Origin of the sequence: Tardiphaga sp. P9-11 (assembly GCF_008329525.1) — a bacterium.
Lineage (GTDB): Bacteria > Pseudomonadota > Alphaproteobacteria > Rhizobiales > Xanthobacteraceae > Tardiphaga.
The window spans coordinates 183,028-206,464 of record NZ_NPKQ01000008.1 but is presented as its reverse complement, the minus strand read 5'-3'; the positions used below and the strand labels follow the sequence as shown (position 1 = coordinate 206,464).

Genomic DNA, 23,437 nt, shown 5'->3' with positions numbered 1-23,437 from the left:
TTCGGGAATGACCGCACGGATTTATCTGGTCGGCGGCTGGAACGGCGGCGCCGGACGCACGCTGACTGCAGCGCTCCTCGCCTATGGATTGCACCTCCAAGGTCGCCGCCCAGCTCTGGTGAGACAGACCCATCACGGTTCGCTCGCAACGATCGGCCCGATCGAAACAACGCTGCCGCTGCCGTGCTGCGAGCTGGAGCTGCCTGACCCCTATTCACTTCCTGCTGATCTTGCCGCCGGATTGGCGACGATGATCCATGGCGCTGATGCGCGGTTCATGGACGCTTTGCACGAGCTTGCGCTGACGGAGGTCGGCACCGACGGCGATGTCGTCGTTGATCTTTGTTGCAACGAGCGCGCGTGGAATGCAGCCACCATCCGCGATGCCGCGGTCATTCTGGTGCCGGCGCGAGAATCCATATTCGAGCTCGACTGGGCGGTGCGCGGTTTTGCCCATGCCCGCGATACCCAGCGTTATCGTGACCTCCTTGTGCCGACATTGGTTGCGACCATCGCTCCGGAAAGCGGTCGAGCTCGGCAGAGGGAGCAATTGAGCGGCCTGCTGCGGGACTGCGATCCGGATTGCGACATTCTGCCGGGTGACCCGTCTGAGGTCATTGTGCAGGTTCCATTTCTGGACGAGGCGACACTGGCCGCTCTCTTTGACGAGCGTCCGATCTGGCAGGATCCGGAACTGCAGGCGCGGTGTCTCGCCTTTGCGACGGCAGTGGCCGACCGCGCCGATGCATTCATGGCGATGATGCTGGAGCATGCAGATGAATGTTGACCCGCCCGCCTCCCTCGTGATCTGCGGCACCCTGAAATGCTGCGACGACGGCCGCAGCCAACGCAGTGCTGGGCCAAAAGCCTCTTGCCAGGTCGGACCGATCTTCCCCCGGGGCATCGGACCAACGGAACGAGGGTCGCTCCGCCATGTGTCAGCCGGTGACCGAACCGGAGCTTCCGGAATGCAGCGCAATCGGAACATTCGCGTTCGCCGTCCGCAAACTCACATATTGGGCATCCCGCAACACGACTTGCGCTCATCGCGGCGACGCCGCCGCGTTGGTTCGCCGGAGCGTCGGAACATGGGACCGACACAACGATGCGACGATGTCACATCGGAACGTCGGACCGGGTTTCCACACCTCGGCGCCAACCAAACGCAGGTGCGGCCACCGCCATTCGCGATCTGCCTTCAAGTCCGCTCGTCGGCTCGCCGATTTCGGTCAGCCCCACCCGTAAGAGTCCGTCCCTCATGTTGATCCGCGCCTTTCCGTTTCTCGACCCTCGTCGCATCACCTCCGGCGTCTCAGAGCGCCTGCAATCGCTTGCAGCAGACTGCGCACTTCTCGAACGTGACGCTGCATTCGTCTCCGCCAGGCTGCGAACGGCGCCTATTCTCGATCGATATTTCCCTATGCTCAGTCCGCTCGGTCTGCAGCTTGTCGGCGACGTCACGGGACACCCGCGGCTGGGGTCACGGAGAATCGTCACTTCCCAGGTGTGGTTCGCCGATCCCGAAAACCGTTGGGTACGCACCCTGTCGCGCTTTTACCGTCTTGGTCGCGCGGCAGAGAACGATCCCGCTTCATCGTTGTCCGCGTTGAGACCGGACGCCGATAATGATGACGGATGGCCGGGAGCCGGTCTTTGATCCACGATGAAGACGACGCATGGACCGAGGCCGTGGCCGAAGCGGCCCTCCTGTCCGAGGGCGCGGCAGCGGATTCAGCTGATGACCAGTACAAGCGGCTCGAAGGCCTGCCGCGGATTCTGCGCTATGCCTTACTTGCCCGGGACGAATTCGCGAGCGATACAGCTTTGCGCCTCTTCGCGGAGATCGATGCGATCTGTCCCGACCTTGCGCAGGCCACCACGTGGGCGCTTGTCGTCAATGAAGATACCGGCCTCCCCCTTGCCGACGAACTGGATCGTCTTGCCGTGGTTCGTGACCTGCCGCTCCTGCGCTCGCTCGGCGACTGCGTCCGCATGCTGTCGCTGACCCTGCCATGCGGCGCGGAGCGCTTCGAAGCATTCCGGCGTGTCGGCCGCACCATGCTTCTTGCCTTCGATCAGGTCGCCTCGACGCTTGACGATCAGCAACGCCTCGAACTCGAGCAGGTCGCGTACGGCTGGGCCGCGTGTCCCGTCGCCACTCGCTTCGACGGCGCCGGCGGCTCATGGCCGGCCGCGAAGAGCGCGATGGATCTCGGCCGTCAAATGGTGCGGTACCGGATCAGCGCTGCCAAAATCGATACCGCACGCCGCATCCGGGAAAACATCGAACGGCAACAGGAGGCAGCGCGGCCTCCAGAGCGTTCCGGGCCTTCCGGAAGCGATCCGACATCGTCCAACGTAATCGTCGAGCCGGTTGCGCTCCATCATGTCGTAGTCGGCTGCATCGACGACGCCGCGATCAAGACCCACAAATTCATTCAGCCCGTCGGGAAGATTCTCAACTCCGCACTGCCGCTTGTCGAGACGCCGGCTCTCGATCAGGTCCGTAATAGCCTGGCGGCCGAGTTTCCATATGCGATCGACGTGATCGACTTTGCGCTTGCCGACCTGATCGGACGGCCGACCGCGCATTTCCGACCGCTTCTGCTCGTCGGCGACCCGGGCGCCGGAAAATCCTACTTTGGTCGCCGTCTCGGCGAAGTCCTTGGTTTGACGATCTGGCGTATCGACGCCGCACAATCGGACGGCAATTCTTTCGGGGGGACCGATCGGCGTTGGCATTCGGCAGAGCCCTGCCACCCGCTCCTCGCGATCGCGCGTGGCGGAAACGCCAATCCGATGATCCTGATCGACGAACTGGAGAAAGCCGGCACGCGAAGCGACTACGGCCGGCTGTGGGATTGCCTGCTCGGCCTGCTCGAGCCCGAAACCAGTGCTCGCTATCCGGATCCTGCCCTGCAGATCACACTCGACCTAAGCCACGTGAGCTACGTAGCGACCGCAAATACCCTGGATCCCATACCATCTCCGCTTCGCGACCGCTTCCGGATCGTCTCCTTTCCGAAGCCCTCCCGCGCTGACCTCGACGCACTGCTGCCGGCACTGCTCCGAACCTTTGCCGGCGATCGCGAGTTGGACCGCCGCTGGATCGCTCCGGTCGGCCCCGATGAGCGGGTCGTCATCGCCGAGGCCTGGCGCGGAGGCTCGGTGCGTCGCCTGCGTCGCATTCTTGAAGCGATCCTCCGGACGCGGGATCAAAGTGCAAGAAGGCACTGATCAGATCAGAGTAAAGACGCTCCGTCCAAACCGCTCGACACGATTTTGGTCGCGTTCAACCGCTGGGAATTCGATGGCGAAGGCGTATCCGGAAGATCGACGCGTTGTTCACGTCGATGAGACGATGGTCGCTTTCAGGCGGGCCCATCCTTTCGATCATGACCGTCTGTCGGGCGCGATCACACTGAAGACGATGAAGTCCAGCGAACGATACCGCCCGTTCGGCCAAGCTATCCGGAATTAAGATCAAAGGAATGAGTTCGCACCGACATGAACTCATGGGATCAAAGGGCAGTAGATCGATGACAAACCTGCATGCGCAGCCATCAATGGACCATATGACACCCCACGGACTATCCGTGAGCTTATCCCCAATGCCTGAAATTGTTCGCTCGCTATCGCCCTATGCCGTTGATGCGGTGAATCTGCTCGGTCGGCTTCTTCAAAAAACACGTATTGAGAGCAAGCTGAAAACGACGGAGGTGGCGGAGCGGCCGGGGATTTCGCGCGGTCGTCCGCGCCGTTTGGAGACCGACCATCCGCGCTGCACGATCGGTGCGGCATTTGAAGTGGTGACAATCGCAGACTTCCCCCTTTTCAACTCCGATCAGGCGACCGTGTCGCGCATAGTGGCTTCCAACCGTGAAGTAATGGCACTCATTCCGAAATCAGTGCGAACGTCGCGTATCGAGATCGATCATGATTGCTGATCCTCAATACAGCCGGGCCTATGTATGGACCTGGCTGCCGGGTCACACGCAGCCTGTCGTCGCAGGCCTCGTCACCCCGAATGATCGGCAACTGCTTTTTCAATACGGGCGGAGCTATCTTGCACGAAAGGACGCCATCCCGCTGTACGAACCTGAGCTGCCGCTGAACAGCGGGGTCCGGCCGCTTTCGAACGGCCTCTATATTCCCAACTGCATTCGAGATGCGGCACCTGACGCTTGGGGACGTCGCGTGATACTCAATCGGAAATTCGGAGCACGCGGAAAGGACATCGACCCAGGGGATATCGACGAGCTGACTTTCCTTCTGGAATCCGGTTCGGATCGTATCGGCGCGCTTGACTTCCAGGCGACCTCTTCAGACTACCTCGCCCGCGAAGGCCAAGGTGTGTCGCTCGAAGAGCTGTCGAATGCGGCCGCGCTTGTAGACAAAGGAATGCCTCTTACTCCGGAGCTCAACTACGCCTCGTTTGATGGAAGCTCCATCGGCGGCGCGCGCCCGAAAGCGACGATTACATCGGATGACGCCAAATTCATCGCGAAATTTTGTTCGGCAACCGACCTTTACAACGTCGTGAAGGCAGAATTCATCGCAATGCGGCTGGCGTCCAAGGTCGGCCTGACGGTCGCACCCGTCCGCATGGAGAAGACAACAGGCCAGGATGTGCTGCTTATCCGACGCTTTGATCGTGAAAAAGACGAGAACGGATGGCTCCGCAAGGCCATGGTCTCCGCTTTGACGCTGCTTGAACTCGATGAGTTGATGGCGCGCTACGCAAGTTACGAAACCCTTGCGGCAATCATCCGGCATCGGTTCGACACGCCGAGCGAAACACTCCGGGAGCTATTTTCCCGTATGCTCTTCAATGTGCTTTGCGGTAACACTGATGATCACGCACGAAACCACGCGGCGTTCTGCACGGGCAAGAGGCTGTCACTTACGCCGGCTTACGACATCTGTCCGCAGAACCGTTCAGGCGGCGAAGCCACGCAGGCCATGTTCATTCAGGGACAAGATCGCAGGAGCCAGATTGCCGTTTGCCTGAATGCTGCGCCAATGTTTTTGCTTTCCGAGATCGATGCGCTGGACATTGCCGTCAAGCAAATCAAGACCATCAAGGAGCAATGGTCCTACGTGTGCCATGAGGCGCAACTCAGTCAAGTGGATCGGCATCTCCTGTGGCGCCGTCAGTTTCTCCACCCCTTCGCGTTTGTTGGAGCTCCGGAAGCGATAATAAACCTTGTCGAGTAATACGGCGTGCGCAACACGATCATTCTTCCCTGAGCAGGAGAGCCGTAGAAGCGCGCAAGAATGGCGGGCCTTCGACCGAACCGCCGGGATCACTCCGATCTCGACTGGAGATGGTGCACCCAAGACGATGCATCTGGCTTAGTATCGGACACTCGTTAAACCGCGCTGACGCCGCCTCGCCATGCATGACTCCGCACGCGCATCTTGCTCGAACAGCTCGGCCTCTCCGGACCAAGCCGTCACCTCATGAAGATGATAGCTGCGCTTGCGGTTGATCCGCGCCACTTAGACCTTACCCCCAATCACTCTTTGTGATTTCGCGCCCCCGTCTTTGCAGCAAGTGCATCTCTCGTTGCCGTTGAGGTCCCGGCCCTTGCGCCGGCCGTTTTTTCGATAAATCATTTTTGTGAGGCCGAACGACTTTGCCCTCATCGAACTGGAAATAAGGAAAAACCTGCATGACACATTCATCAAATCCCATCGCCGGATACTCGTCTGACGCAAGGGAGGAAATCTTCGGCGCGCATGATGTCGACGCCGCGTCCATCTCGGCCGCTCCGGACGAAGCGGTGTTTTTTGCTCGCCCATTTTTTGGCGCGCCATCCATACGTGTCGGAAGCTTGCCGATCGCACAAAGGCGCGAATCTTCTGCCATTCCTCGGCTTTCTGAGGCAGACGCGCACGCGCTTTATCAATTCGACCAGGCCTGCGTTGTTCTTCTGCAGGAAGATCTGTCGCTTCTGGGGTTCGCCTTCACCGTTATCGAGACGGTGCAAAGTTTCCTGGACGACTGCGACATCCAATCGCCTGTCTCGCTCGAGGAGCGACTCGATGAAGATCAACGGTGGTGTAGCCTGGTGCTGTCCATCACAGGAGATCCCATCAAACAAAAGCTGTGCGAGGCTGTACGCGACATGGAACTTGACCTCGCACGGGACAGGATTTCATGGATGCTGGACGGAGGCCGCACGTACTAGTCGCTTCTCTTGCACTCTCGTCCGGCGGCGAGCAATCTTCGGCGTGGAGCGCTTTCACCGGCGCGTTCAAACATGCCGTCAATCCTACAATCTCGCCGCCGACAATGCCGAATCCGCACGTTCATTCCGAACGGCGGCGCAGTTCGTCACCACCATTCGACACCTCAACCGCTTCCGGACACCAGCATCATCAATATTGATCCGCCGAATGGGTCCGAATTCACATCAAGGTTCGTCATTCTCAGCGCGACAACAACAAGTGGGGCACTCCAAGGTGGTCTGGCACCCGGTCGAAGACAGATGCTCAAGGCCGGCTTCACCTATGAACGCGTGGGACGCGACAGGTCCTGCGAGTTCATCGTCAGGAGACCAAATGCAAATGCCCGGCAAAGCCGGGCATTTCTGTTGGCGAGCCGCCGGTCAGGCGACAGCGAGCTTACTTGCCCCAAAGCTCGTTCGCGACATCGACCGCGAGCTTCAGCTTGGCCCACTGCTCTTCCTCGCTGAGGATGTTGCCTTCCTCGGTAGACGCGAAACCGCATTGCGGCGACACGGCCAGCTGCTCGAGCGGCGCGAACTTCGAAGCCTCTTGCAGGCGCGCCTTGATGTCTTCCTTCTTCTCGAGCTCACCGAACTTCGAGGTGATGACACCGACCACGACGACCTTGTTGCCCTTCGGCAGGAAGCGCAGCGGTTCGAAGCCGCCGGCACGATCCGAATCGTATTCGAGGAAGTAGCCGTCGTAATTGGTACCGGCGAGCAGCGTTTCAGCCACCGGCTCGTAGCCGCCCGACGAAATCCAGGTGGAGCGGAAGTTGCCGCGACAGACATGGGTGGTAATCACCATGTCGGCGGGGCGCTCGGCGATCGCGTAGTTGATGATGCGCGAATAGATCTGCTGCAGATTGTCGGCATCCTCACCGCGCGCACGGACCTTGTTCAGCTCATCTTCCGAGCAGAGATAGGCCCAGACGGTGTCGTCGAACTGCAGGTAGCGGCAGCCGGCATCGTAGAACGCCTTCACTGCCTTGCGATAGGCCTTGGCGAGATCCTCGAAGAACACTTCGATATCCGGATAGACCTCCTTCGAGATCGCCTTGCGACCGCCGCGGAAATGCAGAACTGCCGGCGACGGGATGGTCATTTTTGCGGTGACGCCCGCCGTGTCGCAATGCTTCTTCAAGAACTTGAAGTGCGCAAGCATCGGATGATCGTCGGGAAAATCCACCTTGCCGATCACGCGCACCGAGTCGTGACGGGTCTCGACGCCGGTGAACTGGATGCCTGTGTCGGGATGATAGAGTTCGCAGCCGGTCAGCTTGGCGAGGAAGTCGAAATGCCACCACGAACGACGGAACTCGCCGTCGGTGGCGAGCTTGAGGCCGGTCGAGGCCTGGCGATGCACGACCTTCTCGATCTCGATATCTTCGACCTTGCGCAGGTCTTCGGCCGAAATCTCGCCCTTCTCCAGTTTGGCGCGTGCTTCCTTGATCGATGCGGGCCGCAACAGGCTGCCGACTTCGTCGGCACGGAACGGGGCTTTGGTTCTCTGCATAGTCGTTACTCCAGGATGCTCGGTTAGCAGATGAGCCGGCTGTGCCGGCCTAGTGTTTGTTCTTGCTGCCGGCCGCGCCGGCGACGCCCAGGAAATGCTCCAGCACGGCAGGATTCGATTTCAATGCGGCACTCGTCGCATCGTGCACGATGGTGCCGCGCTCCAATATCACGACACGATCGGCGAGCCCGAGTATTTTTTGAGCATTCTGTTCCACGATGATGGAACAGATGCCGCCGGCACGCGTGATTTTGCCCAGCGCTCCCAGCAGTTCATCGACGATGATAGGTGCCAGGCCTTCGGTCGGTTCGTCCAGCAGCAGCACCTGCGGATTGAGCGTCAGCGCACGGCCGATCGCCAGCATCTGCTGTTCACCGCCGGAGAGCTGATTGCCGAAATTGTTCTTGCGCTCTTCGAGCCGCGGGAACATCTCGTAGATCTTCTTGACGTCCCACGGTCCGGGCTGCGCGACCGCCGTCATGTTTTCTTCCACGGTGAGCGAGCGGAAGATATTGCGCTCCTGCGGCACCCAGCCGATGCCGGCGCGGGCGCGCTGGTCCGGCCGCAGCGACGTGATGTCCTTTCCGCCGAGCTTCAGCGAACCGCTGAAGCGACGGGTGACGCCGACGATGGAATTGATCAGCGTGGTCTTACCGGTGCCGTTCCGCCCGAGCAACGCCAGCACCTGGCTCTCGCCGAGTTGCAGCGTCATCTTCGGAATGACCACGGCTTCGCCATAGCCCGCGCGCAGGTCATCGATGTCAAGAAGATCAGACATCGGCGCCCTCGCCAAGATACACGGCCTTGACGCGCGGATCGCGCGCGACTTCATCCGGCGGGCCTTCCACGAGCATCGCGCCCGCGACCAGCACCGAGATGCGATCGGCAAAGGAGAACACCAGATCCATGTCGTGCTCGATCAGCAGCACCGTGACGTCGCGCGGCAGGCCGGCGACTGCGGAGAGAATATCGTGGCGCTCGCTTTCCGGAACGCCTGCAGCCGGCTCGTCGAGCAGCAGCACGCGCGGCTTGGTGGCGATGGCGACGGCGATCTCAAGAAGACGCTGCTTGCCGTAAGGCAACGTCGCCGTCGGCTCGTTCATGACGTCGAGCAGATGAAAGCGCGCGAGGTTTTCGGCGATCGCGTCATTGACGTCGCTGCGGGTGCCCATGCGACGCCACCAGTCGCTGCCATGGCCGAGATGTTCGGACGCAGCGAGACCGACGGTCTCCAGGGGTGTCATGTCGGGATAGAGCTGATTGATCTGGAATGTCCGCGACAGGCCGCGCAGCACTCGCTTGTGCACCGGCAGGCCGGTGATGTCATTACCTTCGAGCAGGATGCGGCCGGAATTCGGCTTCAGTACGCCGGTCAGAAGATTGATCACCGTGGTTTTGCCGGCACCGTTCGGGCCGATCAGCGCGTGACGCGCCCCGGCCTCGATCTTGAGCGACAGATCACGGGTGACCCGGAGACCACCGAAGGATTTTTCGAGATTGACGGTTTCCAGCGCGATCGTCATGGCGCCTCACCTTCCGGGGCCATGACCGGCGCTTTGGCGCGGCCGAACTTGCTCGCAATCAGGCGCGGCAGGAACATTGCCCAGCGATGCATGCGGTCGCGGCCGATCAGCACGATGACCACCAGCACGGCGCCGATCCAGAACTGCCAGTATTGCGGCGTCAGTGTCGAAAACAGCTCCTGCAGCAGCTTGAAGATCACCGCACCGATCAACCCGCCATAAAGATAGCCCGTGCCGCCGATGATCAGGACCAGCATCAGGTCGGCCGAGCGATCAAAGGCGAAACCATCGAGCGAGGCCAGCGCCGTCGTCTGCGTCGAGAGTGCACCGGCGACACCCGCATAGAAGGCAGCAATGGTGTAGATCGCGATCAGCCGGCGATTGACGGGAATACCGATCGCCGAGGCGCGCAGCGGATTGTTGCGGATAGCCCGAAGCGACAGGCCGAACGGCGAATGCACGATGCGGCGTGCCAGCAGGAACAGGACGAACAACACGCAGAGGCAATAGATGAAGCCGACCTTGCCGAAGATATCGAACGAGAACTGGCCGAGGATCGGTTGCATCTCGATACCCTGAAGGCCGTCGGAACCGCCGGTGATATTGGAGAAGCGGTTGGCGAGTTCGCGCAGCAGCAGCGCAATGCCCAGCGTCACCATCAGCCGCGTCAGATCTGACCCGCGCATCACGAGGAAACTCGTCACGAAGCCGAGCACCATCGCCGCGAGGCCCGCGACCACCAATGCGATGACCGGTTCGGTGACGATGCCGTGCAATGCGAGCAACCCCGCAGCATAGCCGCCGAAGCCGAAGAATGCGGCGTGGCCGAGCGAGACGATGCCGGCATAGCCGAGGATGAGGTCGAGCGAGAGCGCGAACAATGCGAGCCAGGCGATCTCGGTCAGGATCAGGTAGCGATTGGGAAACAGCAGGATGCAGCCTGCGGCGGCGAGCCAGAACACGACTTCCGGCCAGCGCCACTGCGCGCGCGCCATGGCGAATTGGCCTACTTCCGGATGGGTGGTGCTGTTCGCTGTCATGACGCCCTCACCGCGCCGCGGAACGGCCGAACAGACCGTTCGGGCGCCAGATCAGGATCACGATCATCATGGTGTAGATCACGAAGGCGCCGAGCTTCGGCACGTAATATTTGCCGGCGACATCGCCGATGCCCAGCAACAACGAGGCGAGGAACGGCCCGGTGATGCTGGACGACCCACCGACGGTCACCACGATCAGGAAGTAGATCATGAACTTCAGCGGGAAATACGGATCCAGGCCGAGAATCTCGGCGCCAAGCGCGCCGCCGAGACCAGCAAGCCCGCAACCGAACGCAAAAGTCAGCGCGAACACCTGCGGCACGTTGATGCCGAGACCCGACGCAGCGCGCGGATCATCGACCGCGGCGCGCAACCTGCTGCCGAAGCGAGTCCTGGACAGGATCATCTGCAGCGCCACCGTGAGCAGTCCGCAGATCACGATGATCATCAGGCGATAGCGGCCAACGCCAAGGCCGAAGAGATTGATCTGCCCCTGCAGATAGTCCGGCAGATGAATGAAGGTCTGAGACGACCCCATGAAGTAGTCCACCGCGGTCACCGACATGAAGACGAGACCGATGGTGAACAGGACCTGATCCAGATGACTGCGTGTATAGAGATGCCGGTAGAGCGAACGCTCGAGCAGCGCGCCGATGGCCGCGCTCGCCACAAAGGCGATCGGCAAGGCTGCAAAGAATGGCAATCCCGACCGGTTGACCAGAATGGCGCAGATATAACCGCCGGCCATGGCGAAAGCGCCATGAGCAAGATTGACGAAGTTCATCAGCCCCAGCGTCACCGCCAGCCCGCACGCCAGCACGAACAGCAACATGCCGTAGGCGACGCCGTCGAACAGGATGGTGAGAAGGGTCATGAAACGATAGGTGCTTTCTATCTTGGCTCTCCCCCTTGCGGGGAGCGTGGCCGACCGTCAGGCCGGTCGGGTGGGGGGTCGCCACCTGGAGAGCGGCGCGTGTGCCCCCAACCCTACCCCTCCCCACGCAAGCGCGGGGGAGGGATATTGCCGATGACGGAGCTTACTACACTTCCGAAAAAGTGTCGCTTACTTCTTCGTCTTGCCCGGATCCTTCACCGCCTCGAACGTGGCGAATTCGATATTGTAGAGTTCGCCGTCCACCTTCTCGACCTTGCGGATATAGATGTTCTGCACGATGTCGCGGGTCTCGGGATCGATCGAGATCGGGCCGCGCGGGCTCTCCCACTTCATGCCCTTCATCGCTGCGATCAGACTATCGCCGTCGGCCTTGCCGCCGGTCTTCTTCAGCGCTTCGTAGACGAGATGAATGCCGTCCCAGCCACCGACCGCCATGAAGCCCGGACGCGTGTTGTAGGCCTTCTTGTAGGACGCGACGAAGTCCTTGTTCATTGCTGAGGGATGCGCCGCCGAATACAGATGCGCGGTGACGGCGCCGAGCGCCGCATCGCCCATATTGTTGAGCAGGTCGTCGTCCATCACGTCGCCCGGCCCGATCACCTTGATGCCGGACTTGTCGAGGCCGCGCTCGGCATACTGCTTCATGAAGTTGCCGCCCTGGCCGGCCGGCACGAACACGAACACCGCGTCGGGCTTGCTGTCCTTCATGCGCTGCAGGAACGGCGCGAAGTCCGGATTGGCCAGCGGGACCTTCACTTCCTCGACGACTTCGCCGCCACCGGCCACGAAATGCTCCTTGAAGGCGGCGAGCGCGTCGTTGCCCGGCGCGTAGTCGGAGGTCAGCGTCGCGACCTTCTTGATGCCGTTCTTGGCGGCCCAGTCACCGATGATGGTGGACGACTGCGCCAGCGTGAACGAGGTGCGTACGATATAGGGCGAACGCTCGGTGATGATCGAGGTGCCCGCAGCCATCACGATTTCCGGCACCTTGGCCTGCGTCGCGAGCGGTGCAGCAGCGAGCGCTGCCGGCGTCACGCCGAAACCCGCGATGATGTTGACCTTCTCGTTGACGATCAGTTCCTGCGCAATGCGCTTTGTGTTGTCGGGCAGCGCGGCGTCATCCTTGAGGATGACCTCGATCTTCTTGCCGGCGACGGTGTCGCCATTCTTCTGCATATAGAGCTTGATGGCGTTGTTGATCTGCTGGCCGGTCGAAGCCTGACCGCCGGTCATCGGCACGATCAGGCCGATCTTGACGGTCTCCTGCGCCTGCGCAATTGCGCCGACTGACAACACGCCGACAGCAGCCACGGTCGCGGAAATGAAATTCCTCAGCATTAATTCCTCCTCTGTATGTGATGTCGGCTCTTCAGGGCCGCAAACTCATAGTCCCCATACGCTGTCGCCCGCGATGACGGTCGCTCGCGATAACGGAGCCATGTTGACCTGTCAACGGCTGGGTTGACAACACAACGCGGTCTGTTGAACTGCGTAATTCCGACGCATCGTGGCATGCTGCTAAAGTCTAGCCAAGCATCCTTGGGCAGCTCAATTTCCGTTCATTTCAGATTGCAGATCGTATCAAGATGACAAAGCCGGTGATCAATCATGGACGATATGTACCGGCGCTGATCAATTTCCTGGGCAACAAGCTCGCTGCAGGTGCCTCGAGCGCCTATCGGCGCGAATTCGGCGTCGGGGTCACGGAGTGGCGCATTCTTTCGAAACTCGCGAGTGAGGACGCGTGCACCGCACAACAGATTTGCCAGTATTTCGATCTCGACAAGGGACTCGTCAGTCGCACGCTTAAATCTCTGGTCGATAACGGCAGCGTGACAGTGACCGATCTGGCCGGCGATAACAGGCGCGTCGTCATCCTGACCAAATCCGGGCGCGCGCTGCATGACCGGATCATCGAACTGGCGCTGGACCGCGAACGGGTCCTGCTGGACTGCCTCGATGAGAAGGAAGTCGAAAAGCTGATCGACATGCTGGGCCGCCTGTTGGCACAGGCGCCCGCGGTCAACGCGGTGCAGGTTCGCAAACCCAATCCAGCGCGACGAAAGAGTGCGGTCTGAGGCAATATCCGCAGCAATATTTGACCATTGATTTGCCTTCAATTTTGGGCAAATGACGTCGCAGATCTGTTATATTTCGCAGATTGCCTCCAACGATGTTGCCGCCATGCCAGTAGCCCGCCGCGTCCCCGCCCTCGTCTGTCTGGTGCTGCTGTCCAGCAGCCTTGGCGGCTGCGGCTCGATCAGTTCGTTCATGGCCGGCGGCATGGCCGACCTGATCCCGGCATGGGCCGGCGGGCTTCCTGCTGACGCTCCGCCGCGGCCCGGTTCGCCTGAGTACGATGCCTATATGAAGCGGCGCGAAAACGCGGAGCAGAGCGCTGGGCAGACTGGTCTCGATCCGACCACGTCGTCCTCGGCAAGCGCTGTCCATTGACAAGCCCCACGCTTGTGGTCACCCGGCTTGATGTTCGGCCCGGGTAGATCACTGACAGGGTGACTCAGTGAACGCTGCGGCCGGCGATCATCTCTGACGATAACGTCTACTGGATCGCCCGTCCAAGCGCGCGATTGCGCGCCAGGCCGGGCTATCCAGTCCGATGTGAAATCAATTCATGAAAACGACTGTCTTCTTGCCGTTCAGAATCACGCGATCCTCAAGGTGATAGCGCATGGCGCGTGCCAGTACGCGGCGCTCGATGTCACGGCCCTTCGCCACCAGTTCTTCCGGCGTGTCGCGGTGGCTGATGCGCTCGACGTCCTGATCGATGATCGGGCCTTCGTCGAGATCGCTGGTCACGTAGTGCGCGGTAGCGCCGATCAGCTTAACGCCGCGGGCATGGGCCTGGTGATACGGACGCGCGCCCTTGAAGCCCGGCAAGAACGAGTGGTGGATGTTGATGCACTTGCCGGAGAGTTTCGCCGACATCTCGTCGGAGAGGATCTGCATGTAACGCGCCAGCACCACGAGCTCGGTCTCGGTCGTGCCGACCAGATCCCAGATCGCCTGCTCCTGCTCGCGCTTGGTCTCCTTGGTGATCGGCATGTGATGGAACGGGATGTCGCCGAAATCGAGATCCTTGAAGGCTTCGCGCGGATGGTTCGAGACGATCGCGGTCGGGATCATGTCGAGATCGCCGGTGCGCCAGCGATACAGGATATCGACGAGGCAGTGATCGGACTTCGACACCAGCAGCATGACGCGGCGACGAGTCGCCCGGTCCCGCATCTGCCAGTCCATCTTGAAGCGCTCGGCGATGGCCCCAAAGCCGGTTTTCAGCGCCGCCAGCTCGACATTCACATCCGCGGCGTTGAACACGACGCGCATGAAGAAATGACCGGTCTCGACATCGTTGAACTGCTGGGCATCGAGGATGTTCTGGCCATTCTGCGCCAGGAAGGTCGATACCGCGGACACGATGCCGGGGCGGTCGGGACAGGACAGGGTCAGGACAAATTGATGGGACATGGCTTGAACGGACATGGGCGGGCTGATCTGCTTCAGGTGAACCGGAAATGGAGGCCCTGCTCTATCATCCGAAGCAAGCTTGCGCCAATCCAATTGCGCACTGCAATATGGACGTCATTGCCAGCGGATTAACGAACGAAAACAGGCAGAAAACGGATATGGCTGACAAGCTCAACGGTTATCGCATCCTGATTCTGGAGACCCGCGAGGAAGCGCAATTCTCCCGCCTACTGACCGAACAGGGCGCCGATGTGCTGCAATGTCCGATGTTCACCATCGAGGACGCGCCGGATTCTGCCCCGGTCGAGGCCTGGATTGGCCGATTCATCGCCAACCCCTTCGACGACCTCGTTTTAATGACCGGCGAAGGGCTTCGCCGGATCATGAAAATCGTGCGTCGACGCGGCATCGAAGAAGAGTTCGTCGCCGCGGTCGGCAAATCACGCAAATTTGCCCGCGGCCCGAAACCGGGGCGCGCCCTGCGCGAGATCGGACTCGAGGCGGACATCACCACCGAGAAGCCGACCTCCGAAGGCGTAGCCGAGATGCTGTCGCGGCTCGATCTCAAAGGCCATCGCCTCGGCCTGCAGCTCTACCCTGAGAAAGATCACAGCGTTCTGATATCAGCGATCACCGCCTGCGGCGCCGAGGTCGATACTGTGTTTCCCTACGTCTATGACTCAAAGGCCGCTGAAGCGAATATCCTCTCGGCCATCGACGAGATGCAAGCAGGTCGCGTCGATGCCATTGCGCTCACAAGCTCGGGTCAAGTGCGTCGTCTCGTCGATGCTGCGAAAGCGCACGGCCGCGAGGATCAATTGCGCAGTGCACTTGCGAAGACGCCGATCGCGTCCGTCGGTCCGGTCGTGTCCGACGAATTGAAATCATACGGCCTTGAGGCAGACATCACTCCCGCAAATGATGCATTCTTCATGAAGCCGCTGATCTCGGCGATGTCGATCGCGCTCAGCAAATCTGCAGCGCGCGCCGAATGACTTGACGCCCGCACACATCTCGACATGATGCCCGAACACATAAAAAAATGATCGGGCGGAAATGCCAAACTTGCCATTGTCGGATTTGCGTGTCGCGGAAATCGGTTCGGGCGACACGCTGGATTACTGCGGCAAACTGTTTTCGGATTTCGGCGCAGAAGTCATCAAGATCGAACCGCCGGGCGGCGATCCTGCGCGGCAATATCCGCCGCTCGTCGATGCCGGCGATGGCCGCCGCGAGAGCGGATATTTCGCCTGGCTGAATACCAACAAGCGTAGTGTCATCGCCGATCTTGCGAATGCCGATGATGTCGCGCGTGTCCGCGCATTGCTTGCGACATGCGACCTAATGATCGACGCGCGCGCGCCTTCGGAGATTCCGAACTCACTCCTGACGCATGACGATCTGCGCAAGGAGCAACCCGGCCTCGCCATCACCGCGATCTCATGGTTCGGCGAACATGGGCTCTACAGCAACTATCATGCAACGGACTCCGTCTGCCGCAGCCTGTCCGGAAGCGTGAAGCTGGTCGGTGCGCAGGAAGGCCCGCCCGTGCTGCCGCGCGACGGCCAGATCGCCGTCATGGCGGGCCTTACCGCTTTCATTCCGACCCTGGCCGGCATGTATGGTCGCGCCAACGGCGCGCGGCGCTTTGCTGTCAGCGCGCATGAGGCGATGCTGCAGATCAGCGAATTCGACACAGGACTCGCGCTGGAAGTCGGCTTCACGCGGCCGCGCATGGCTATCAACCGGTTCGGCCGCGGCTATCCCGTCGGCAATTTCCCGACCAAAGACGGCTGGCTCGGCATCACTGTCGTGACGCCGGCGCAATGGGCCGCATTCTGCGTGATGCTCGGCCTTCCGGAACTGGAGACAGAGCAGCAGTTCAACGACGGCCTCGCACGCACCAACAATTCCAAGGCGCTTTTCGATATCTTCCAGCCGATCCTGATGCACAGGAGCGCACACGAATGGTTCGAGATGGGCATCGAACTGCGGCTTCCGCTCGCCGTCGTGCCGGATATGGAGACCCTGCTGAAGCAGCAATACTACCGCGATCGCGGTGCATTCGCAAAAGTCGAGCTCGGGACGGCGTCATTCGATGCGCCGGTGCTGCCGCAAACGCTGACTGGTTCTCGGCCGAAGCCGAACGGCCGCGCGCCGTTTGCGGGCGATGACACGATCGACGCCCTGCCCGCGCATCAGCGCATGGCGACACGGCAGGCGACGCCGGATGATCCGCAACCGCTGAAGGGGCTGCGGATTATCGATCTCACTATGGGCTGGGCCGGGCCATCGGCAACACGGCAGATGGGCGATCTCGGCGCCGACGTCATCAAGGTCGAGTCGTGCCAGTATCCCGACTGGTTTCGCGGCACCGACCCTCGTGGGCCTTATTTTCCGGAACGCACCTACGAGAAAATCTACTGGTTTCAGCAGATGAACCGCAACAAGCGCGGCATCACGCTGGATCTTACCAATCCCCGCGGCAAGGAGCTGCTCAAGCAGTTGCTCGCCGACGCCGATGCGGCGATCGACAACTATGCCGCCGATGTGCTGCCCCGCATGGGTCTCGACGCCGCAGCGATGCACAAGATCAATCCGCGTCTCGTTGTCGTGACCATGCCGGCTTTCGGCATGAGCGGACCATGGAGCGGCGTACGCGCCTATGGCTCGACACTCGAACAAGCCTCCGGCCTGCCCTCCGTCACCGGCCGCGAAGGCGATCCGCCGACCATGCTGCATGCGGCACTCGGCGATCCCTTTGGCGGCGTCAGCGCCGCGGCAGCATTGATGCTCGGCTTCATGCATCAGAAGAATACCGGCCTCGGCCAGCACATAGACCTCAGTGCGACGGAAGCCCTGCTGCCGCTGGTGGCGCCATCCGTCATCGAACAGTCCGCCACCGGCAAATCCGGCCCGCGCATCGGCAACCGGCACCCGCGCTTTGTACCGAACGGTTGCTTTCCATGTCTCGGCGAAGACCAGTGGATCACCATTGCCGTGCGCAGCGACGACGAATGGCAGGCGCTGTGCAAGGTCATGCATCGCGCGGACCTGGCCGAAGACCCGGCACTTGCCACAGCCGAAGGCCGCCGCGCCGAAGAAGACCGTATCGAGGTCGCGATCCGGCATTGGACGACGACTGTGCGGCCTGACCTCGCGATGGTGACGCTGCAGGACGCCGGCGTGCCGGCCGGTACTGCGCGACTGCCGCTGGATCTGGCCGGCGATCCGCATCTGCTCGCGGTCGGTCACTGGCAGCCGGTGACGAAGGTCTTCATGGGCCCGCACCTGCTGCCCTCCGTTGCCTATCGCGAAGGCAGTGCCAGGCTGCCCTACCCGATCACCCGGCTGGCGCCGACGCTTGGCCAGCATAATGAGGAAGTCCTGCGCCACGTCCTCGGCCTCAGCGCCACTGAAATCGACGAATTGCGCGCCGCGGAAATCATTGGCGACGCTGCGATATCCAAGAAGGCGAAGGCCGCACCTACGACCAAGTGAGGCTGCAAGTGAGGCTTGCAGCTTCGGCGGCCATGGCTCACACTCCCGGCATAAGGCCAGCGACGGATGGATCAAAAGATTCGGTGTCGCGACAACGGCCCGCACAAATACTTTCAGGGAGAAACACCATGCGCAAACTAGCCCTCATTGCGTCCATCGCACTGCCGATGCTCGGCGGTACGGCGATGGCGCAGGAAACTGTCAAGATCGGTTACATCGATCCGTTGTCCGGCGGCGGCGCCAGCGTCGGCGAAGGCGGACTGAAGACCTTCCAGTTCCTGGCCGAAGAATTGAATGCCAAGGGCGGCATCCTCGGCAAGAAGGTCGAAATTGTCCCGCTCGACAACAAGACCAATCCGCAGGAGAGCCTGATCCAGGCGCAGAAGGCGATTGACAGTGGCGTGCGCTACCTCACCCAGGGCAACGGCTCGTCCGTCGCCGGCGCGCTGACCGACTTCGTCACCAAATACAACGAACGCAATCCGGGCAAAGAAGTCCTGTACTTCAACTATGCTGCCGTCGATCCGGTCCTCACCAACGAGAAGTGCAGCTTCTATCATTTCCGCTGGGACGCGAGCTCCGACATCAAGATGGAGGCGCTGACCAACTACATGAAGACCACGCCGAGCATCAAGAAAGTGTACTTGATCAATCAGGACTATTCTTTTGGTCAGTCGGTGCGCACGCAGGCGCGCGCTATGCTCAAAACCAAACGCGCTGATGTTGAGATCGTCGGCGACGAGCTGCATCCGCTGCTCAAGATCACCGACTTCGCGCCCTATATCGCGAAGATCAAGGCGTCGGGCGCCGACAGCGTCGTCACCGGCAACTGGGGCCAGGACATCGCGCTGCTGCTGAAGGCTGCGGCTGATGCCGGCCTGAAGGTCAACTGGTACACCTATTATGCCGGCGGTGCCGGCGGCCCGACCGCCATCAAGCAGACGGGTCTCAACCATCAGGTTTTCCAGATCACGGAAGGCTTCGCCAATATCGACCACAAGACGTCGGCGGACTTCGAAAAGACCTTCCGCGCCAAGGTCAATCTTAGCCTGTGGTATCCGCGCGCAGTGAACGAAATGCGGATGTTCGCAGCCGCTGCCGAGAAGGCGAAATCGCTTGAGCCGGTGAAGGTCGCGCAGGCGCTGGAAGATGCGAAGTTCGAGGTCTTCAACGGCGGCGATGGCGTCATGCGCAAGGACGACCACCAGTTCTTCCAGCCCATTTACATCTCGTCCTTCGGCGAACGCACCGAAAAGGAGCCGTTCGACGAGGAAAACACCGGCTGGGGCTGGAAGCTCGCCGCGAAGGTCGACACCAAGGACACGATGCTGCCGACCACCTGCAAGATGGAACGGCCGTAAGGCCCCGGCTGCGATGAGATGGGACGGCGTTGTTGAAACTCCGTCAGGCCCGGGCTTGACCCGGGCATCCATCTAAAGCGGCGCAATCGAAAAGATGGATGGCCGGGTCATCCAGCGAAGTCCCGCTTCGCGCTTCAGCCCGGCCATGACAGCGGATCTGCACGCGCCCCATCGAATACGTCCCGAGGTCCTTTGTGCTCGAACTCATCGTCATATCTACGCTGAACGGCATCCTGTTCGGCATGCTGCTGTTCCTGATGGCTTCCGGCCTGACGGTGATCTTCAGCATGCTCGGCGTGCTGAATTTCGCCCATGCCAGCTTCTACATGCTCGGTGCTTTCTTCGGCTTCCAGATCTCGCGCTGGTTCGGCTTCTGGCCGGCGCTGATCATCGCACCGCTCTTGGCCGGCGGCCTCGGCGCACTGGTCGAGCGCTTCGGCCTGCGCCAGGTGCACAAGAACGGTCACGTTGCCGAACTGCTGTTCACCTTCGGGCTTGCCTTCGCGATTGAAGAGATCGTGCAGATCATCTGGGGCAAGAGCCCGGTGGATTTTCGCGTGCCGCCGCTGCTCGACTTCCCAGCCTTCACGATCTTCTCCACCAACTACCCCGCCTTCAAGATGTTCATGCTGCTGGTGTCGGTCATCATCTTCATCGGGCTGCTGCTGGTGCTGAAGCGTACACGGATCGGCCTTATCGTACAGGCAGCGCTGACCCATCCGCATATGGTCGGCCATCTCGGCCACAATGTCGGGCGCATCTTCATGCTGGTATTCGGCGTCGGCACCGCACTCGCCGCCGTCGCCGGTGTGATCGCAGGCCCTGCCCTTGTCACGCAGTCCAATATGGCCGGTCTACTGGGGCCGATCCTGTTCGTGGTCGTTGTGGTCGGCGGCCTCGGCTCGTTGCCCGGCGCATTTATCGCCTCGTTGCTGATCGGCCTGATCCAGACTTTCGCGGTCTCAATGGACGGCTCATTGGCCGGCGCTTTCGGCCCGCTGAGCCCTGACTACGCCGCTACATGGCTGTCCGACATCTGGAACGTCACCATCGCCCAGATCGCGCCCATCATGCCCTATCTGCTGCTGGTGCTGATCCTGATATTCCGCCCGATGGGCCTTCTGGGAACACGCGACACATGAGCGACGCAACCGCAACCATCGCGCCGCCGCGCCCTGCCGCGTCCGACCGGCTGAAATTCTACGGCATCTGGATCGCCACGGCCCTGGTGCTGCTGGTGCTGCCGAAGCTATTCTCGTCGGGCGGATCGCTGACCACTTTCAGCCTGATCGGCATCTCGATCATCTTCTCGCTGTCCTACAATATCCTGCTCGGCCAGACCGGCATGCTGTCCTTCGGCCACGCGGTCTATTACGGCCTCGGCGGCTTCCTCGCGATCCACGCCATCAACATCATCGCCAAGAACAAGTTTGCAATCCCGCTGCCGCTGGTGCCGCTGGTGGGCGGCGCTGCCGGATTGCTGTTCGCCATGCTGCTCGGCTGGGTGTCGACGCGGCGTTCCGGAACGGCCTTTGCGATGATTTCGCTCGGTGTCGCAGAACTCGTGGCGTCGTCAGCGCTGATCCTGCGCACCTTCTTCGGCGGCGAGGCCGGCGTCTCTGCCAACCGCACCAAGGTATTGCGCCTGTTTGACTGGAGCTTCGGTCCGCAGATCCAGATCTACTATCTGGTCGCAGCCTGGACGCTGATCGCCGTCATCGCGATGTATGCGCTCACCCGCACACCTCTCGGGCGCATGTGCAACGCCGTGCGCGACAATCCGGAACGCGTGCAGTTCGTCGGCTACGATCCGCACATCATCCGCTACATCGCCTTCTGCTTCTCCGGTCTGTTCGCAGGTATTGCCGGCGCGCTGGCCGCGATCAATTTCGAGATCGCCAATTCCGCCTATCTCGGCGCCGTACAATCCGGCACCGTGTTATTCGCCACCTATATCGGCGGCGTCGGCTTTTTCATCGGCCCGATCGTCGGCGCCATCTTCGTCACACTGCTGTCTCTCGGGCTTTCCGATCTCACCCAGGTTTGGCAGCTCTATTTCGGCCTGATCTTCATCGCCGTCGTGATGTTCGCACCCGGCGGTATTACGGGCTTGCTGATGATGCATCGTCCGCTGTTGAAAGGCGGCACGCTCAGCCGCGTGCTGCCGAGCTATCTCCTCGCGTTCATACCGACGCTGGCCATGGTCACCGGCCTGATGCTGGCGATCGAAACCATCGTCCACTACACCGTCAATCCCAATGAGGATTCCCACATCAAGGCCTTCGGCGTCCCGTTCGATGCGGCAAACCCTGCGATCTGGGCCGTAGCCGGCGTGCTTCTGATCGGCGGCTTCATCATCGCGCGCAAGACATGGGCACGGGTCGCAGCGAGCTGGGACGACGCCCTCACGGCCGCGCGCGAGAAGGGAGTGGCCGCATGAGCACCGCCATCGAACTGCGCGGCGTCGAAAAGACCTTCGGCATCACCTCCGTGATCCGCAACGTCAATCTCTCGGTGGCTCAAGGCGAACGCCATGCGCTGATCGGCCCCAACGGCGCCGGCAAATCGACGCTGTTCAATCTCATCAGCGGCTACATGAAGCCGTCAGTCGGCAGCATCCTGCTGCGCGATGAGGTGATCTCCGGCCTGCCGCCGTTCCAGATCAATCGCCGCGGACTGTCGCGCTCGTTCCAGGTCACCAATGTATTCGCCAAGATGACCGTGTGGGAGAACCTGCGCTGCGCAGTCTTATGGGCCACCGGCCATCGTTATGCGTTCTGGAAGAATGTCGACAACCTGCCCGAGGTGCGCGACCGCACCGCGCAGATCCTGCAGGATATCAACCTCGTCTCACGCCGCGACGTGCCCGCCGGCCTTCTGACCTATGCCGAACAACGCGCGCTCGAAATCGGCATCACCATTGCGGGCGGCGCTGATGTTATCCTGCTGGACGAGCCCACGGCCGGGATGAGTCACGCCGAGACCGAGCGTGCCGTGGCACTGATCCGGCGGCTGACCGAGGGGCGAACGCTCCTGATCGTCGAACACGACATGAGCGTGGTGTTCGGCCTCGCAGACCGCATCTCAGTTCTGGTCTACGGCCAGATCATCGCCTCCGGGACGCCGGAGGAAATCCGCGGCAATCCCAAGGTCAAGGAAGCCTATCTCGGCGAGGAAGTGGCGTGATGCTCCAAGTTCAGGACCTGCACGCCTATTACGGCAAGAGCCACATCCTGCAGGGCGTCGACCTGCATATCGATGTCGGCGAAGTGGTCTCGCTGCTCGGCCGCAACGGCGTCGGCCGCTCGACCACCGTCAAGGCGATCATGGGCGAAGTGCCTCCGCATGGCTCGATCAAGTTCAAGGGCAAGGACATCGCTGGCCTGCCGAGCTTCAAGATCGCGCATCTCGGCCTCGGCTATGTGCCCGAGCATCGCGATATCTTTCCGGGCCTGACGGTGCGACAGAACCTGATGCTGGGCATCAAGGATCCCCGCAAGCCGGGCCAGTGGAAGCTCGACGACATGCTCGACATGTTTCCGAACCTCGCGGCGCGCGCCGACACGGCGGCGGGCGTGATGTCGGGCGGCGAGAAGCAGATGCTGACGATCTGCCGGACGCTGATGGGCGATCCCGAACTGGTGATGATCGACGAGCCCACCGAAGGCCTCGCGCCGATCATCGTCCAGCAGGTCGGCGACCTCATAGCGGAGATCGCGCGGCGCGGCGTCGCAATCCTGCTGGTCGAGCAGAAGCTGTCGATCGCGCTACGCATCTCGCACCGGGTCTACGTGATGGGCCACGGCCGCATCGTATTCGAAGGCACGCCCGCCGAACTCAAGGCCAATGACGCTGTGCGCAGGGAATGGCTGGAAGTCTGAG

The 23,437-nt window shown here is 61.3% G+C and carries 22 protein-coding genes; 15 read left to right on the top strand and 7 right to left on the bottom strand.

Annotated elements, in window-relative coordinates:
* Positions 1 to 7: 7 nt before the first annotated feature.
* From CIW50_RS22940 to CIW50_RS22915, 6 genes are all read left to right on the top strand, one after another.
* Positions 8 to 787 carry a P-loop NTPase family protein gene (locus CIW50_RS22940; RefSeq protein ID WP_149533483.1) on the top strand — a complete coding sequence of 260 codons (780 nt, stop codon included), beginning with the start codon at positions 8 to 10 and terminating at the stop codon, positions 785 to 787.
* Positions 788 to 1,258: 471 nt separating this feature from the next.
* Positions 1,259 to 1,657, top strand: a complete 399-nt coding sequence (locus CIW50_RS22935; RefSeq protein ID WP_149533482.1) for a DUF6634 family protein — start codon at positions 1,259 to 1,261, stop codon at positions 1,655 to 1,657.
* Positions 1,654 to 3,237, top strand: a complete 1,584-nt coding sequence (locus CIW50_RS22930) for an AAA family ATPase (RefSeq protein WP_246664419.1) — start codon at positions 1,654 to 1,656, stop codon at positions 3,235 to 3,237. The genes CIW50_RS22935 and CIW50_RS22930 overlap by 4 nt, the downstream gene beginning before the upstream one ends.
* 374 nt (positions 3,238 to 3,611) lie before the next feature.
* Complete coding sequence (locus CIW50_RS22925; protein ID WP_149533480.1) at positions 3,612 to 3,947, top strand: transcriptional regulator; 336 nt, start codon at positions 3,612 to 3,614, stop codon at positions 3,945 to 3,947.
* Positions 3,937 to 5,217 (top strand): type II toxin-antitoxin system HipA family toxin, encoded by a 1,281-nt coding sequence (locus CIW50_RS22920; protein WP_149533479.1) that lies wholly within the window; start codon positions 3,937 to 3,939, stop codon positions 5,215 to 5,217. Before CIW50_RS22925 ends, CIW50_RS22920 begins: the two co-directional genes overlap by 11 nt.
* A gap of 458 nt (positions 5,218 to 5,675) precedes the next feature.
* A complete protein-coding gene (locus CIW50_RS22915) occupies positions 5,676 to 6,194 on the top strand; it encodes a hypothetical protein (RefSeq protein ID WP_149533478.1) in 519 nt (172 codons plus the stop codon).
* Positions 6,195 to 6,630: 436 nt separating this feature from the next.
* Here the strand turns inward: CIW50_RS22915 and CIW50_RS22910 are convergent, their stop codons facing one another.
* The 6 genes from CIW50_RS22910 to CIW50_RS22885 all read right to left on the bottom strand — a co-directional run bounded on the left by CIW50_RS22910 (position 6,631) and on the right by CIW50_RS22885 (position 12,545).
* A complete protein-coding gene (locus CIW50_RS22910) occupies positions 6,631 to 7,749 on the bottom strand; it encodes a cobalamin-independent methionine synthase II family protein (protein WP_149533477.1) in 1,119 nt (372 codons plus the stop codon).
* A gap of 49 nt (positions 7,750 to 7,798) precedes the next feature.
* Positions 7,799 to 8,527 carry an ABC transporter ATP-binding protein gene (locus CIW50_RS22905; RefSeq protein WP_149533476.1) on the bottom strand — a complete coding sequence of 243 codons (729 nt, stop codon included), beginning with the start codon at positions 8,525 to 8,527 and terminating at the stop codon, positions 7,799 to 7,801.
* Positions 8,520 to 9,272, bottom strand: coding sequence for an ABC transporter ATP-binding protein (locus CIW50_RS22900; protein ID WP_149533475.1), 753 nt, complete (start codon positions 9,270 to 9,272; stop codon positions 8,520 to 8,522). Before CIW50_RS22900 ends, CIW50_RS22905 begins: the two co-directional genes overlap by 8 nt.
* Positions 9,269 to 10,312 carry a branched-chain amino acid ABC transporter permease gene (locus CIW50_RS22895; protein WP_149533474.1) on the bottom strand — a complete coding sequence of 348 codons (1,044 nt, stop codon included), beginning with the start codon at positions 10,310 to 10,312 and terminating at the stop codon, positions 9,269 to 9,271. The genes CIW50_RS22900 and CIW50_RS22895 overlap by 4 nt, the downstream gene beginning before the upstream one ends.
* Positions 10,313 to 10,319: 7 nt before the next feature.
* Positions 10,320 to 11,186, bottom strand: a complete 867-nt coding sequence (locus CIW50_RS22890) for a branched-chain amino acid ABC transporter permease (protein WP_149533473.1) — start codon at positions 11,184 to 11,186, stop codon at positions 10,320 to 10,322.
* Positions 11,187 to 11,375: 189 nt separating this feature from the next.
* Positions 11,376 to 12,545 (bottom strand): ABC transporter substrate-binding protein, encoded by a 1,170-nt coding sequence (locus CIW50_RS22885; RefSeq protein WP_149533472.1) that lies wholly within the window; start codon positions 12,543 to 12,545, stop codon positions 11,376 to 11,378.
* Positions 12,546 to 12,793: 248 nt separating this feature from the next.
* On the opposite strand from CIW50_RS22885, the gene CIW50_RS22880 reads away from it, so the two are divergent.
* Entirely contained in the window at positions 12,794 to 13,285 is a 492-nt protein-coding gene (locus CIW50_RS22880; protein ID WP_149533471.1) for a MarR family winged helix-turn-helix transcriptional regulator, read from the top strand.
* Positions 13,286 to 13,391: 106 nt separating this feature from the next.
* Positions 13,392 to 13,661 (top strand): hypothetical protein, encoded by a 270-nt coding sequence (locus tag CIW50_RS22875; protein ID WP_149533470.1) that lies wholly within the window; start codon positions 13,392 to 13,394, stop codon positions 13,659 to 13,661.
* A gap of 171 nt (positions 13,662 to 13,832) precedes the next feature.
* On the opposite strand, the gene purU is transcribed toward CIW50_RS22875, so the two are convergent.
* Entirely contained in the window at positions 13,833 to 14,693 is an 861-nt protein-coding gene (gene purU / locus CIW50_RS22870) for a formyltetrahydrofolate deformylase (RefSeq protein ID WP_149533469.1), read from the bottom strand.
* A gap of 158 nt (positions 14,694 to 14,851) precedes the next feature.
* Here purU and CIW50_RS22865 point away from each other — a divergent pair, with 158 nt between their 5' ends.
* From CIW50_RS22865 to CIW50_RS22835, 7 genes are all read left to right on the top strand, one after another.
* A complete protein-coding gene (locus CIW50_RS22865; RefSeq protein ID WP_149533468.1) occupies positions 14,852 to 15,688 on the top strand; it encodes a uroporphyrinogen-III synthase in 837 nt (278 codons plus the stop codon).
* Positions 15,689 to 15,749: 61 nt separating this feature from the next.
* Positions 15,750 to 18,194: a CaiB/BaiF CoA-transferase family protein gene (locus CIW50_RS22860; RefSeq protein WP_149533467.1), complete on the top strand. Its 2,445-nt coding sequence runs from the start codon at positions 15,750 to 15,752 to the stop codon at positions 18,192 to 18,194.
* A gap of 128 nt (positions 18,195 to 18,322) precedes the next feature.
* Positions 18,323 to 19,555, top strand: a complete 1,233-nt coding sequence (locus CIW50_RS22855; RefSeq protein ID WP_149533466.1) for a branched-chain amino acid ABC transporter substrate-binding protein — start codon at positions 18,323 to 18,325, stop codon at positions 19,553 to 19,555.
* A 194-nt stretch (positions 19,556 to 19,749) separates the two neighbouring features.
* Entirely contained in the window at positions 19,750 to 20,697 is a 948-nt protein-coding gene (locus CIW50_RS22850; RefSeq protein WP_149533465.1) for a branched-chain amino acid ABC transporter permease, read from the top strand.
* Positions 20,694 to 21,995 carry a branched-chain amino acid ABC transporter permease gene (locus CIW50_RS22845; RefSeq protein ID WP_149533464.1) on the top strand — a complete coding sequence of 434 codons (1,302 nt, stop codon included), beginning with the start codon at positions 20,694 to 20,696 and terminating at the stop codon, positions 21,993 to 21,995. The genes CIW50_RS22850 and CIW50_RS22845 overlap by 4 nt, the downstream gene beginning before the upstream one ends.
* A complete protein-coding gene (locus CIW50_RS22840) occupies positions 21,992 to 22,741 on the top strand; it encodes an ABC transporter ATP-binding protein (RefSeq protein WP_149533463.1) in 750 nt (249 codons plus the stop codon). Before CIW50_RS22845 ends, CIW50_RS22840 begins: the two co-directional genes overlap by 4 nt.
* Entirely contained in the window at positions 22,741 to 23,436 is a 696-nt protein-coding gene (locus CIW50_RS22835; protein ID WP_149533462.1) for an ABC transporter ATP-binding protein, read from the top strand. Before CIW50_RS22840 ends, CIW50_RS22835 begins: the two co-directional genes overlap by 1 nt.
* Position 23,437 lies beyond the last annotated feature (1 nt).

What these genes read in the sequence shown, in the direction of transcription:
- CIW50_RS22940 (WP_149533483.1), top strand. Translation starts at nt 8, where the DNA reads ATGACCGCACGGATTTATCTGGTCGGCGGCTGGAACGGCGGCGCCGGA.
- CIW50_RS22935 (WP_149533482.1), top strand. Translation starts at nt 1,259, where the DNA reads ATGTTGATCCGCGCCTTTCCGTTTCTCGACCCTCGTCGCATCACCTCC.
- CIW50_RS22925 (WP_149533480.1), top strand. Translation starts at nt 3,612, where the DNA reads ATGCCTGAAATTGTTCGCTCGCTATCGCCCTATGCCGTTGATGCGGTG.
- CIW50_RS22920 (WP_149533479.1), top strand. Translation starts at nt 3,937, where the DNA reads ATGATTGCTGATCCTCAATACAGCCGGGCCTATGTATGGACCTGGCTG.
- CIW50_RS22915 (WP_149533478.1), top strand. Translation starts at nt 5,676, where the DNA reads ATGACACATTCATCAAATCCCATCGCCGGATACTCGTCTGACGCAAGG.
- CIW50_RS22910 (WP_149533477.1), bottom strand. Translation starts at nt 7,749, where the DNA reads ATGCAGAGAACCAAAGCCCCGTTCCGTGCCGACGAAGTCGGCAGCCTG.
- CIW50_RS22905 (WP_149533476.1), bottom strand. Translation starts at nt 8,527, where the DNA reads ATGTCTGATCTTCTTGACATCGATGACCTGCGCGCGGGCTATGGCGAA.
- CIW50_RS22900 (WP_149533475.1), bottom strand. Translation starts at nt 9,272, where the DNA reads ATGACGATCGCGCTGGAAACCGTCAATCTCGAAAAATCCTTCGGTGGT.
- CIW50_RS22895 (WP_149533474.1), bottom strand. Translation starts at nt 10,312, where the DNA reads ATGACAGCGAACAGCACCACCCATCCGGAAGTAGGCCAATTCGCCATG.
- CIW50_RS22890 (WP_149533473.1), bottom strand. Translation starts at nt 11,186, where the DNA reads ATGACCCTTCTCACCATCCTGTTCGACGGCGTCGCCTACGGCATGTTG.
- CIW50_RS22885 (WP_149533472.1), bottom strand. Translation starts at nt 12,545, where the DNA reads ATGCTGAGGAATTTCATTTCCGCGACCGTGGCTGCTGTCGGCGTGTTG.
- CIW50_RS22880 (WP_149533471.1), top strand. Translation starts at nt 12,794, where the DNA reads ATGACAAAGCCGGTGATCAATCATGGACGATATGTACCGGCGCTGATC.
- CIW50_RS22875 (WP_149533470.1), top strand. Translation starts at nt 13,392, where the DNA reads ATGCCAGTAGCCCGCCGCGTCCCCGCCCTCGTCTGTCTGGTGCTGCTG.
- purU (WP_149533469.1), bottom strand. Translation starts at nt 14,693, where the DNA reads ATGTCCCATCAATTTGTCCTGACCCTGTCCTGTCCCGACCGCCCCGGC.
- CIW50_RS22865 (WP_149533468.1), top strand. Translation starts at nt 14,852, where the DNA reads ATGGCTGACAAGCTCAACGGTTATCGCATCCTGATTCTGGAGACCCGC.
- CIW50_RS22860 (WP_149533467.1), top strand. Translation starts at nt 15,750, where the DNA reads ATGCCAAACTTGCCATTGTCGGATTTGCGTGTCGCGGAAATCGGTTCG.
- CIW50_RS22855 (WP_149533466.1), top strand. Translation starts at nt 18,323, where the DNA reads ATGCGCAAACTAGCCCTCATTGCGTCCATCGCACTGCCGATGCTCGGC.
- CIW50_RS22845 (WP_149533464.1), top strand. Translation starts at nt 20,694, where the DNA reads ATGAGCGACGCAACCGCAACCATCGCGCCGCCGCGCCCTGCCGCGTCC.
- CIW50_RS22840 (WP_149533463.1), top strand. Translation starts at nt 21,992, where the DNA reads ATGAGCACCGCCATCGAACTGCGCGGCGTCGAAAAGACCTTCGGCATC.
- CIW50_RS22835 (WP_149533462.1), top strand. Translation starts at nt 22,741, where the DNA reads ATGCTCCAAGTTCAGGACCTGCACGCCTATTACGGCAAGAGCCACATC.